We start from the raw sequence: 11,933 nt of genomic DNA on the forward strand, positions 1-11,933 counted from the left end.
GCCCTGCCCGGCCAACGGCACGCCGCGGGCGTCTACGGTGGCGTCGTGGCGGACGTGGTGGTGCTCGGGCTGGGCCCCTCCGGCCGCGCCCTGGCCTCCCGGCTGGCCCGTCGCGGGCTGGAGGTGGTCGCCTGCGACCCGGCCCCCGACCGTCGCTGGACCCCCACCTACGCCGCCTGGGCGGACGAGCTGCCGTCCTGGCTGGAGCCTGGAGCCGTCAGCACGCGGTTCCGCCCGCGGGTCCGGACCCGCACCGAACGGGTGCTCGAGCGCGAGTACGTCGTGCTCAGCACCGCCCGGCTGCAGGACTCGCTGCGTCTCGACGGTGTCACCGTCCTCGCCCAGCGGGCCGTCTCCGCCACGGCCGAGCGGGTGCGGCTGGCCGACGGCACCGAGCTGCGGGCCCGGTACGTGCTGGACGCCCGCGGCGCCTCCCTCGACCCGGCGCGGGCCCAGCAGACGGCGGTCGGCGTGGTGGTGTCGCGGGCCTCCGCCGAGCGGGTGCTGGGCGGCAGCTGGCTGATGGACTGGCGGCCGGACCACGGCGCGGCGCCCGGGGCGCCGGCCTCCTTCCTCTACGCCGTGGCCCTGGACGAGCAGGACACGCTGCTGGAGGAGACCTGCCTGGTGGGACGTCCGGCGCTGGGGATGCGCGAGCTGCGGCAGCGGCTGGAGACCCGGCTGGCGGGGCGCGGCATCGTCCTGTCCGGCTACGAGCGGGTCGAGCACGTCCGCTTCTCGGTGGAGCCCGAGCCGGGTGCCGACGAGCCCGGCGGCCCGGTGGCCTTCGGCGCCCGGGGCGGTCTGATGCACCCCGCGACCGGCTACAGCGTGGCGGTGTCGCTGCGGGAGGCCGAGACGGTCGCCACGGCGGTCGCCGCGGGCGGGGACCCCCGCCGGGCCCTCTGGCCGGCGCCGGCCCGCGCCGCCCGGCGGCTGCGCCAGGCGGGGCTGCGCACCCTGCTGTCGCTGTCGCCCGCCGGCACGGTGGCCTTCTTCGAGGCCTTCTTCGACCTGCCCGTGGAGCTGCAGCGCGGCTACCTGTCCGAGCGCGCCGACCCCGCGCGGACGCTGCGGGCGATGGCCACCATGGCCGGCCGCCTGCCGCTGCCGCTGACCGGGGTGGCCGTCCGCAGCACGCTGGTCGAGCTGGCCTCCTCGGCCGCCCGCCCGGGCCGCTAGCCGGTGCGGGCCTCCTCGGGCTCGGGTTCGGCCTCGGGCTGACCGGGCCGGAACCTCAGCCAGCTCCAGACCACCAGCCCGAGCGCCAGCACGCCGGAGGCCATCAGGCTGGAGGCCACGCCCCAGCCGCCGGGCAGCCACCACCGCTCCGAGAGCGGCCACCACCCCGGCGCCGCCGGTCGCAGACCCCACACCAGCCCGGTGCCGACCGTGCCGAGGGCGATGAGCACGGCCAGCGCCAGGTGAGCCGGCGTCTTCACCGTCGTCCGGGCGGCCTGGCGGGCGCGCCGCTGCACCGGCTGCAGCCGTCGGCGGGCCCAGGCGTAGTGGTGGGCCAGCACCGCCAGCCCGGCGGCGAGCAGGATCAGCCCCGGTCCGGGCAGCACCAGCGCCGCGAGGCCGAGCACCACCAGCGCCCAGCCCAGGACCAGCCCCGCGTAGCGCCGCACCGGCTCCTCCTCCGTCCTCGGCGACCCGCGTCCTCAGCCGCAGCGGTACCCGCCCCGCCCGCCCTCAACCGGGTGCCGCCCCCGCTCGGAGGCCGGCCCGGGGTCAGAGCTCGACGAGCCGGGTCTCGAAGGCGAACAGCACCAGCCCGACCCGGTCGCGGCACTCCAGCTTGGCCAGCAGCCGCCCGATGTGGGTCTTCACCGTGCCCTCGGCCATGTAGAGGGTCCGGGCGATCTCGCCGTTGGTGGCCCCACGGGCGATCTCGACCAGCACCTCCCGCTCCCGCTCGGTGAGCAGGCCGAGCCGCGGGTCGGGTGCCCGGTCGCCCGGGGCCGACGGCAGCGTCGGGACGACGTGCTCCAGCAGCCGCCGGGTGACGCTGGGCGACATCACCGCGTCGCCGGCGGCCACGTCGCGGATGGCCGACAGCAGCTCCTCCGGGCGGGCGTCCTTGAGCAGGAACCCGCTGGCGCCGGCCTTGAGGGCGGCGAAGACGTACTCGTCGAGGTCGAACGTGGTCAGCACCAGCACCTTGGTCGGGTTGCCCGAGTGCACCAGCCGGTGGGTGGCCTCCACGCCGTCCATGACCGGCATCCGGATGTCCATCAGCACCACGTCGGCGGGCGCGGAGGACAGCGCCCGCACCGCCTGCGCCCCGTCGGAGGCCTCACCCACCACGGCCAGGTCGTCCTCGGCCTCGATCAGCATCCGGAATCCGCCTCGGACCAGGGACTGGTCGTCGGCGAGGAAGACACGGGTGGGGCTCACGGGCGGCCTCTCTGGTCGGGGCGGGGGTCGTCGCGGACGGTCGGCAGGACCTGGGTGGGCTGGGAGTCGAGGTCGAGCCGCACCGTGGGCTGGGTGTCGAGGCTGACGGTCGGCTCCTCGTCCGGGGTCGGACGGGGGCGCGCCGGCGTCGGGCGCGGCGGCGTGGGGCGCGGCGGGGGCTGCGGGCGGGCCGTCGAGGAGGGGAGGGCGGCCGGGGCGGGCGGACGCACCGCCGGCGGACGGTCCGCGCCGGCCGGCCAGCCGGGTGCCCGCTCCCCGGCGCTGATGGGGGGGCGGGGCACCGGCGGCGCCGGGCGGGCGGGTGCGGCCCACTCCGGGCGCGGCGGCGTCCCCAGCTCGGTGGTGCGGGCGGGGCTGCGCTGCGGGGCCGGTGGGCGGGGTGCGCCGGTGGGGAAGCTGGCCCGGACCTCGAACCCGCCGGACGGGCGCGGGCGGGCCAGCAGCCGTCCGCCCACCAGCTGGACGCGCTCGTTCATGCCCCGCAGCCCGTTGCCCTGCCCGTCGGAGCCGGTCGCGGACCCGCGGCCGTCGTCGACCACGCTGACGTGCACCACCCCGGGCTGGGTGCAGTCGAGCACGACCTGGGCGCGGGCGTCCGGCCCGCCGTGCTTGAGCATGTTGGTCAGCGCCTCCTGCACCACCCGGTAGACCGTCAGCCCCAGGGTCTGGCCCACCGCGGGCAGCGCGCCGCGGACCTCGAGCCGGGCCCGGTCGGTGGTGCGGGAGACCAGGTCGGCGATGTCGGCCAGCCCGGGTGCCGGCTTCCAGTCGGTGGGTCCGCCGTCGGGGCCGTTGCGCAGCACGCCGACGATGCGGCGCATCTCCACCAGCGACTCCCGCGAGGTCTCGGCGATGGTGTCGAGGACGTCGGCCGCCAGCTCGGGCCGCTTGGCCGCCAGCGCCCGGCCGCCCTCGGCCTGCACGACGATCACCGACAGCGAGTGGGCCACGATGTCGTGCAGCTCGCGGGCGATCCGGTTGCGCTCGTTGACCTCCGCGGCGCGGGCCCGCTGCTCGGTGGCGGCCAGCTGCATCCGCAGCGTCGTCTCCTCGGCCACCCGCCGCTCCTGGGTGGAGCGGATGGCCTCGTGACGGCGCCGCCCGATGACGTAGGCGATCAGCACCGTGGTCATGCAGCTGATGCAGTACAGCGCCAGGTCGGGGCCCTGGGACAGCACGCCGTAGCCGGCGGTCCAGGCCAGCGGGCCCAGCACCGAGCCGAGCAGCCCGATGACCACCGACAGCCGCGCCGACGCCGAGGGCTCCACCCAGCGGGCCACGTTGTAGACCACGAAGGGGACGACCACCACGCTGAACTGGATGTTCGGCAGCAGCAGCTGCGGCAGCGCGGCCAGCGCGCAGCCGTAGAGCATCAGCATCGGGTGGTGCCGGCGCACGACCAGCGGCAGCGTGATCAGCGCCGCGACGAGCCCCGTCCCCAGCCCGTCGGCCGCGCCGATGGCGAAGCAGAGCACGAAGGCGACCAGGGTGATCAGCAGGTCGCGCGACCAGGCGTTCTCCGGGGCCGGTTCGCGTGGGGGCAGCAGCGGGTGGAACTGCCGCAGCTCGAGCACGGCAACTCCTTCCGCTGGTCCGCCACGCCTGGTCCACCACCCTATTCGCCGGGGCCGGCGACGGGCGTACCTCTGCGGTCCCGCTCCTGGGCCGCCCGAGCACGACCACGGGGGCAGGCCCGGGTCGCGGCCGACGTAGGGTGCGCAGGTGACCAGCCTGACCACCGCGCCCCCGCCAGGTCCGGTGCGCGCCGACCGGACCACCCTGCTGGCCGAGCTCGCCCGGCAGGTCGGGCCGGAGCAGCTGCGCAGCCGTGAGCTCGACCGCTTCTCCATCGGCAACGACGCCTCGCACTTCCTGCTCACGCCCGAGGCCGTGGTGGTCGCCCGCGACGCCGCCGAGGTGGGTCGGCTGTTCCGCACCAGCGCCCGGCTGGGCGTCCCGCTCACGCTGCGCTCCGGCGGCACCAGCCTGTCCGGGCAGGGGGTGACCGACGGCATCCTGGTCGACGTCCGACGCCACTTCACCGACGTCACCGTGCTCGACGACGGCGCCCGGGTCCGGGTGCAGCCGGGGGTGACGGTGCGGACGCTCAACGCGCACCTGGCGCGCTACGGGCGCAAGCTCGGCCCCGACCCCGCCAGCGAGGTGGCCTGCACCATCGGCGGCGTCATCGCCAACAACTCCTCCGGCATGGCCTGCGGCACCACCGAGAACAGCTACCGCACGCTGGAGTCGATGGTGCTGGTGCTGCCCTCGGGCACCGTGGTCGACACCGGCGCGCCGGACGCCGACGCCCTGCTCGCCGACCGGGAGCCGGCCCTCGCCGCCGGGCTGCTGCGGCTGCGCGACCGGGTGCGCGCCGACCCGGCGTCGATGGCGACCATCGCCGCCCAGTACTCGATGAAGAACACCATGGGCTACGGCCTCAACGCCTTCGTCGACTTCGACTCCCCGGCCGAGATCCTCGCCCACCTGGTGGTCGGCTCCGAGGGCACCCTCGGGTTCGTGGCCGAGGCCACCTTCCGCACCGTGCCGCTGCGCAGCCAGGCGGCGTCCACCCTGCTGGTCTTCGACGACCTGGCCGCCGCCAACCGGTCGCTGCCGGCCCTGGTGGAGTCCGGGGCGGCCACGCTGGAGCTGCTGGACGCCACCTCGCTGCGGGTCGGGCAGTCGCTGGCCGACGTCCCGCCCGCGGTCGCGGTGCTGCAGGTGGAGCGGCAGGCGGCGCTGCTGCTGGAGTACCAGTCCGACGACGCCGACGAGCTGGCCGCACTGACCGAGGGCGGCACCCGGCTGATGCGCCAGCTGCCGCTCGCCGCCCCGGCGACGCTGACCCGCGACGCCGCCGTCCGCGCCCAGCTGTGGAAGCTGCGCAAGGGCCTGTTCACCTCCGTGGCGTGGGCCCGGCCGTCCGGCACCACCGCGCTGCTGGAGGACATCGCCGTCCCGGTGGCCGCGCTGGCCGACACCTGCACCGAGCTCACCGCCCTCTTCGACGCCTCCGGCTACCGCGACTCGGTGATCTTCGGCCACGCCAAGGACGGCAACGTCCACTTCATGCTCACCGACCGGTTCGAGGGGGAGGAGTCGCTGCGCCGCTACGCCGACTTCACCGAGTCGATGGTCGACCTGGTGCTGGGCCACGGCGGCTCGCTCAAGGCCGAGCACGGCACCGGACGGGTGATGGCGCCCTACGTGCGCCGTCAGTTCGGCGACGAGCTGTACGCGGTGATGCGCGAGGTGAAGCAGCTCGTCGACCCGGCCGGCACGCTCAACCCGGGGGTGCTGCTCGACGACGACCCCGAGGCGCACCTGCGCCACATCAAGCTCACCCCGCCGGTGGAGGAGGAGGTGGACCGCTGCGTCGAGTGCGGGTACTGCGAGCCGGTCTGCCCCAGCCGCAACCTGACGATGACGCCCCGGCAGCGGATCGTGGCCCGGCGGGCCGAGCAGAAGGCGCTGGCCGCGGGGGACACCGAGCTGGCCGAGGCGCTGGAGCAGCAGTACGAGTACGACGGGGTGCAGACCTGCGCCGTGGACGGCATGTGCCAGACCGCCTGCCCGGTGCTGATCAACACCGGCGACCTGGTGCGCCGGCTCCGGCGCGACGACCACACCGCCGCCGGCCGCCGCGGCTGGACCACCGCCGCCCGGCACTGGGACGTCGCCAGCCGGGCCGGCGCGGCGGGGCTGTCCACGGCTGCCGCCGTGCCCGCCCCGGTGGTGCCCGTGGTGACGGCCCTCAACCGTGCCGCCCGCGGCGTCGTCCCCCACGAGCTGCTGCCGCAGTGGTCGCCCGAGCTGCCCGGCGGCGGCACCGCCCGCAGCCGCGCCGCCGGCGAGCTGCTGCGCCACCCCGGCGACACCGTGGACGCGGTCTACCTGCCGGCCTGCGTCGGCGCCATGTTCGGCCCCCCCGACGGCGCGCCTGGGGTGCAGTGGAGCCTGCAGGAGCTGTGCGCCCGCGCCGGCGTCCGCCTGGCGGTGCCGCCCGAGGTCGACTCGCTGTGCTGCGGCACCCCCTGGTCGTCCAAGGGGCTGCCCGACGGCTACGCGGTGATGCAGCAGAAGCTGCGCACCGCCGTGCTGCGCGCCACCCGTGAGGGGGAGCTGCCGCTGGTCACCGACGCCTCCAGCTGCACCGAGGGCCTGGTGAAGGCGCTGCGCGGGGCGGGCGTCGTGGTGGTCGACGCGGTGGCGTTCGTCGCCGAGCACGTGCTGCCGCGGCTGCCCGCGGTCGAGAAGCTGCGCCGCCTCAGCGTCCACCCCACCTGCTCCTCGCGCCAGCTCGGTCTGGACGCCGACCTGGTGGCGGTGGCCTCGGCGGTCGCCGAGGACGTCCACGTGCCCCTGGACTGGGGCTGCTGCGCCTTCGCCGGCGACCGGGGGCTGCTGCACCCCGAGCTGACCGCCTCCGCCACCGCACCGGAGGCCGCGGAGGTGCGGGCCGCCGGCGCGGACGCCCACGCCAGCTGCAACCGCACCTGCGAGCTGGGGATGACCCGGGCCGTGGGCGCGGAGTACCAGCACGTGCTCGAGCTGCTGGCCACCCGGCTGCCATCCCGCTGAGGCGTCCCGGCGTGCGATCGCCGGTGATGTTGCTGTCGGACGGGTAGGAGGCCGTAGAAGATCTCGTCAGACGTGACATGATCGAGATCCAGCCGCTCCACCGGAGGAGACAGCATGCGCGTCGGCGTGCCCACCGAGATCAAGAACCACGAGTACCGGGTGGCGATCACCCCGGCCGGGGTGCACGAGCTGGTCCGCCACGGCCACCAGGTGCTGGTGCAGTGCGGGGCGGGACTGGGGTCGGCGATCACCGACGAGACGTACGCCGCCGCCGGCGCCACCCTCGTGCCCACGGCGGAGGACGTCTGGGACGCCGCCGAGCTGCTGCTCAAGGTCAAGGAGCCCGTCGCCGAGGAGTACCCGCGGCTGCGCGAGGGCCAGGTGCTGTTCACCTACCTGCACCTGGCCGCCGACCGCCCCGGCACCGACGCCATCCTGGCCAGCGGCACCACTGCCATCGCCTACGAGACCGTGCAGCTGCCCGACGGTTCGCTGCCGCTGCTGGCCCCGATGTCGGAGGTCGCCGGCCGGCTGGCTCCCCAGGTCGCGGCGTACCACCTGATGCGGCACAGCGGGGGGCGCGGCGTCCTGCCCGGTGGCGTCCCGGGCGTGCCACCCGCGCGGGTGGTGGTGCTGGGCGGCGGGGTCTCGGGCAGCAACGCGGCGACGATCGCGCTGGGCATGGGCGCCGACGTCACCGTCCTCGACCTCAGCGTGCCCCGGCTGCGCGAGCTGGAGGTGCAGTTCGGCGGCCGGGTGCGCACCGTCACCTCCAGCCTCTACGCCGTCGAGGAGCACTGCCTGGGTGCCGACGTGGTGATCGGCGCGGTGCTGGTTCCGGGCGCCAAGGCGCCGACGCTGGTCAGCGACGAGCTGGTGTCGCGGATGAAGCCCGGGGCGGTGCTGGTGGACATCGCGATCGACCAGGGCGGCTGCTTCGCCGACTCCCGCCCGACCACCCACGCCGAGCCCACCTACCGGGTGCACGACACCGTCTTCTACTGCGTGGCCAACATGCCCGGGGCTGTCCCCAGCACCTCCACCAACGCGCTGACCAACGTCACCCTGCCCTACGTGCTGCAGCTGGCCGACCGCGGCTGGCGGGACGCCCTGGGGGCCGTGCCCGCGCTGCGGCCCGGTCTCAACGCCCACGCCGGACAGCTCACCAACGCCTCGGTGGCGCGCGCGCTCGGCCTCGACAGCGTCCCTCCGGAGCGGGTGCTGGACGCCGCCTGACGGCCGTGCCGGCGACCTCGGAGCCGTTCGCCTAGAGCGAACAGCGCTTAGCACTCTCTGGTGGTGAGTGCTAAAAATGGAGCCAGGTAGCACAGCTGGCTCCGGCCAGAGGGGCCGGGCCTGAGCACATGTGGGAGGTGATCGCTGTGCTTCGCTTCGACCCGTTCGCCGACTTCGACGCCATGGCCAAGCAGCTCATGGGTCTGGGAACCGAGGGCGGTCGGGTACCGCGCTTCATGCCGGTCGACCTGTACAAGTCCGGTGACCACTACGTCCTGCTGGCCGACCTGCCCGGGGTGGACCCCGGCTCGGTCGACGTCAGCATCGACAACGGCACCCTGACCGTCACCGCCGAGCGCACGGCCCGCACCGAGGAGGGCGTGCAGTGGCTGACGTCCGAGCGCTTCGCCGGCCGGTTCCGTCGCCAGGTCTCGCTGGGCGAGGGGATCGACACCGAGGGCATCAGCGCCAGCTACGACAACGGCGTGCTGAGCGTCGTGATCCCGGTGGCCGAGCGCGCCAAGCCGCGGCGCGTGGAGATCAGCCGCAAGGACGAGCAGCAGCAGGCCAGCATCGAGGCCACGGCCTCCTGAGCCGCTCGCTCGCTTCCCACACCCACGAGGTCCCGTCGCCGTCCCGGCGGCGGGACCTCCCGCCGTTCGGCGCACCTGCGGCCCGCCGGCGTGCCGACGGCGTATTGTCACCGCCATGGTTGCCGCTGAGGCCGCGCGTCGGACGTACCTGCTCATCGACGGGGAGAACATCGACGCCACCCTCGGCGGCTCCATCCTGCGGCGGCGTCCGCAGCCCCACGAGCGGCCCCGCTGGGAGCGGCTGCTGGCCTTCGTGCAGGAGGCCTGGGCCCAGCCGGTCAAGGGCCTGTTCTTCCTCAACGTGGCCGGCGACCTGCCGATGCCGTTCGTGCAGGCGCTGACCGCCATCGGCTTCACGCCGGTGCCGCTGACCGGCTCGCCGGACGAGAAGGTCGTCGACATCGCCATCCAGCGGACCCTGGAGGAGATTGCCTCCCGGGACGCCGACGTGGTGCTGACCAGCAACGACGGCGACTTCCTGCCCCAGATGGAGGCCCTGGTCGGCACCCGCCGGACGGCGGTCATCGGCTTCAACGAGTTCCGCAACGTCGGGTTCACCGCGCTGGGGGAGCGCGGGCTGCAGTTCTTCGACATGGAGTACGACGTCAAGGCCTTCAACGAGCGGCTGCCTCGGCTGCGGATCATCCCCATCGACGAGTTCGACCCGGCCGACTTCCTCTGAGCCGTCCGGCCGCCCGGCGGCGGCCCGGCCGGGCGGACTCAGCCGGGCTGCGCGCTGCGGTCGCGCACCCAGACCACGGCGGCCAGACCGACGACCACGCCCAGCAGGGTCTGGACCAGCCGGTCGCCGACGAGCTCGCCCACCGGGTGCGGGACCGCGAGCTGGCCCATCAGCAGCGCCAGCGGCGTGATGACCACCAGCGCCGCGGCGTAGTTGCGTCCCACCAGCAGCTCGGCCACGCCCTGCAGCACGGCGGCCAGCAGCACCACCGCCAGCACGGGCAGCGGGAGGCTCAGCAGGGCGGCGGCCAGCACCAGGCCGAGCACCGTCCCCACCGCGCGCTGCACCCCGCGGGCCAGCTGGGTGTGCACCGTCGCCGCGGACATCGGCACCACGGCGGCGACCATCGCCCAGTACGGGTGACCCGTGCCGGAGGCGGTGGCCAGCGCCCCGGCCAGCGCGACGGCACCGGCGCAGCGGGCGGCCCGCACGCCCGGCCTCCCGGCGGTCGGCACCGGCGGTGGCGGGGTGCGGGGAGCCGCCGGCAGCAGCCGCTGCTCGAGCGCCCCCAGCAGCACCGCCCACGCGGCCGTCGCGACGCCGACGACCGCCGCGGCGACCAGCCCGGCCGGTGCCGCGGGCACCGAGGCGCACGCCGACACCGCGAAGACCGGGAACAGCGCGCCCGGTGGTCGCCAGCCCTGCCGGTCCGACAGCAGCGCCGCCGCACCGGCGACCGCTGCGGCCACCGGCACCGACAGCCAGCCGCGGTGCGGGCTCAGCGCGACCGCGGTGCCGACGACGACCAGGGTGCTGAGCAGCGCACCGTGCCGCAGCTGCACCCGCCAGCGGCCCGGGAGAGGCAGCCGTCCGCCGTAGAGGGAGGCGAAGGCGCCGAAGGTCGCGTACAGACCCCACTCCAGCCGTCCGGCCGCGGCCAGCACCAGCAGCGGCACGAGCATGGTCAGCGCGGCCCGGACCGCCACCCGCGAGGAGCCCTCCGCCGGGTGCCGGCGCACCGTCTCCCGCACCACGACCCGCAGGTGTTCCCAGGCTCCCATGCCCGCCAGTCTGGCCCACCGGCACCACGCTTCTTGAAACGATTCACGGCAGGTTAGGGTGTTCGGCGGCCCGCGCGGGCCCACGGAGGAGGAGAGTCGTGACGACGACAGCACGGACCACGGGGTGGAAGGCCACCGTCGCGGTCTCCATGTCGAACTACATCGAGGCCGGGTCGATCATCGCGATCGCCACCAGCCTGGGCCTGTGGCAGGCCGAGTTCGGTCTCACCGACAGCGCGGTCGGCCTGCTGGCCGCCGTCAGCGCGAACGCGTTCGGCGCGGCGGCGGGTGCGGCCATCGGCGGGCCGCTCTGCGACCGGCTGGGCCGCAAGTTCATCTACACCTACGACCTCGTGCTGTACATGGTCGGGGTGCTGCTGGCCGTCTTCGCCGCCAGCTTCTCGATGCTGCTGGTCGCCTTCGTGCTGACCGGCATCGCCGTGGGCGCCGGCGTCACCGCCTCCTGGACCTACATCGCCGAGGAGGCGCCGGACCACCAGCGCGCCGCCCACGTCGGGACGGCCCAGCTGGCCTGGTCGGTGGGCCCGATGATCGGGTTCCTGCTGGCCGCGGCGTTGGAGCCGCTGGGCCTGACCGGCAGCCGCATCATCTTCGCCCACCTCTTCGTCGTCGCCTTCATCACCTGGTGGGTGCGCCGCGGCCTGGCGGAGTCCCGCCGGTGGACCGAGTCCCGCGACGCCGTCGACCGGCCGTCCTTCCTCACCGGTCTGGGCGAGCTGTTCACCCGGCGGGTGAACCTGCTCGCGCTGCTGTTCCTGGTCGGGGTCTACGGGCTGTGGAACACCGTGGCGGGCCAGGCCGGCATCTTCCAGCCGCGGGTCTACGAGGCCGCCGGGCTGGAGGACGCCCGCTCGCAGTACCTGCTGCAGGTGCTGGTCTGGGGCTGCACGGTGGCCGGCACCTACTTCGGCTTCATGCGCCTGGGCGACCGGGTCAGCCGCCGCTGGCTGTACTTCGTCGGCGCGCTGGCGGGGATCCTCGCCTGGGTGGTGCTGATCTTCGGCCCCGCCGGCTGGTTCTCCCTCGTCTTCTTCGCCGTCGTCTGGGGTCTGGCTTCCGGCATCGGCGCGCAGGCCTTCTACGGGCTGTGGACCGCCGAGCTCTTCGCCACCCGCTACCGGGCCAGCGCGCAGGGCGTGCTGTTCCTGACCGCCCGGGTGATGGTCGGCGTGCTGAGCCTGTGGTTCCCGGTGCTGCTCGGCGCCGTCGGCCTGCACGTCGTCGGGGTGCTCATCCTGGCGCTGCTGGTCGGCGCGCTGCTGATCGGCACCATCGGCGCCCCCGAGACCCGGGGCAAGAGCCTGGAGCAGATCGAGATCGAGCGCTACGGCG

Annotated in this window: 10 protein-coding genes; 6 read left to right on the top strand and 4 right to left on the bottom strand. The window is 75.0% G+C overall.

Annotated features, from left to right (window positions below):
- Window positions 1–45: 45 nt before the first annotated feature.
- Window positions 46–1,182 carry a lycopene cyclase family protein gene (locus tag GC722_RS00970; protein WP_331714255.1) on the top strand — a complete coding sequence of 379 codons (1,137 nt, stop codon included), beginning with the start codon at window positions 46–48 and terminating at the stop codon, window positions 1,180–1,182.
- Here GC722_RS00970 and GC722_RS00975 read toward each other — a convergent pair.
- The 3 genes from GC722_RS00975 to GC722_RS00985 all read right to left on the bottom strand — a co-directional run bounded on the left by GC722_RS00975 (window position 1,179) and on the right by GC722_RS00985 (window position 3,995).
- Complete coding sequence (locus tag GC722_RS00975) at window positions 1,179–1,631, bottom strand: PGPGW domain-containing protein (protein ID WP_331714256.1); 453 nt, start codon at window positions 1,629–1,631, stop codon at window positions 1,179–1,181. The two genes, GC722_RS00970 and GC722_RS00975, sit on opposite strands and share 4 nt — an antisense overlap.
- A gap of 103 nt (window positions 1,632–1,734) precedes the next feature.
- Window positions 1,735–2,400 carry a response regulator transcription factor gene (locus GC722_RS00980; protein WP_331714257.1) on the bottom strand — a complete coding sequence of 222 codons (666 nt, stop codon included), beginning with the start codon at window positions 2,398–2,400 and terminating at the stop codon, window positions 1,735–1,737.
- Complete coding sequence (locus GC722_RS00985; RefSeq protein ID WP_156607132.1) at window positions 2,397–3,995, bottom strand: sensor histidine kinase; 1,599 nt, start codon at window positions 3,993–3,995, stop codon at window positions 2,397–2,399. The genes GC722_RS00980 and GC722_RS00985 overlap by 4 nt, the downstream gene beginning before the upstream one ends.
- A gap of 148 nt (window positions 3,996–4,143) precedes the next feature.
- Between GC722_RS00985 and GC722_RS00990 the strand changes: the two genes are divergently transcribed.
- The 4 genes from GC722_RS00990 (at window position 4,144) to GC722_RS01005 (ending at window position 9,519) form a co-directional block, all read left to right on the top strand.
- Window positions 4,144–7,008: an FAD-binding and (Fe-S)-binding domain-containing protein gene (locus tag GC722_RS00990; protein ID WP_331714258.1), complete on the top strand. Its 2,865-nt coding sequence runs from the start codon at window positions 4,144–4,146 to the stop codon at window positions 7,006–7,008.
- A 114-nt stretch (window positions 7,009–7,122) separates the two neighbouring features.
- Window positions 7,123–8,244 (top strand): alanine dehydrogenase, encoded by a 1,122-nt coding sequence (gene ald, locus GC722_RS00995; RefSeq protein WP_156607133.1) that lies wholly within the window; start codon window positions 7,123–7,125, stop codon window positions 8,242–8,244.
- Window positions 8,245–8,390: 146 nt separating this feature from the next.
- On the top strand, window positions 8,391–8,837 hold the full coding sequence (locus tag GC722_RS01000; protein WP_331714259.1) for an Hsp20/alpha crystallin family protein: 447 nt from the start codon (window positions 8,391–8,393) through the stop codon (window positions 8,835–8,837).
- Between the two features lie 115 nt (window positions 8,838–8,952).
- Window positions 8,953–9,519, top strand: a complete 567-nt coding sequence (locus GC722_RS01005) for an NYN domain-containing protein (RefSeq protein ID WP_156607138.1) — start codon at window positions 8,953–8,955, stop codon at window positions 9,517–9,519.
- Between the two features lie 38 nt (window positions 9,520–9,557).
- Here the strand turns inward: GC722_RS01005 and GC722_RS01010 are convergent, their stop codons facing one another.
- Window positions 9,558–10,580: an FUSC family protein gene (locus GC722_RS01010; RefSeq protein WP_156607140.1), complete on the bottom strand. Its 1,023-nt coding sequence runs from the start codon at window positions 10,578–10,580 to the stop codon at window positions 9,558–9,560.
- Window positions 10,581–10,678: 98 nt separating this feature from the next.
- Here GC722_RS01010 and GC722_RS01015 point away from each other — a divergent pair.
- On the top strand, window positions 10,679–11,933 hold a 1,255-nt coding region (locus tag GC722_RS01015; protein WP_331714260.1), incomplete at its 3' end, for an MFS transporter.

It is taken from the genome of Auraticoccus cholistanensis (assembly GCF_009742705.1).
Taxonomy (GTDB): Bacteria; Actinomycetota; Actinomycetes; order Propionibacteriales; family Propionibacteriaceae; genus Auraticoccus; species Auraticoccus cholistanensis.

What these genes read in the sequence shown, in the direction of transcription:
- ald (WP_156607133.1), top strand. Translation starts at nt 7,123, where the DNA reads ATGCGCGTCGGCGTGCCCACCGAGATCAAGAACCACGAGTACCGGGTG.
- GC722_RS01005 (WP_156607138.1), top strand. Translation starts at nt 8,953, where the DNA reads ATGGTTGCCGCTGAGGCCGCGCGTCGGACGTACCTGCTCATCGACGGG.
- GC722_RS01010 (WP_156607140.1), bottom strand. Translation starts at nt 10,580, where the DNA reads ATGGGAGCCTGGGAACACCTGCGGGTCGTGGTGCGGGAGACGGTGCGC.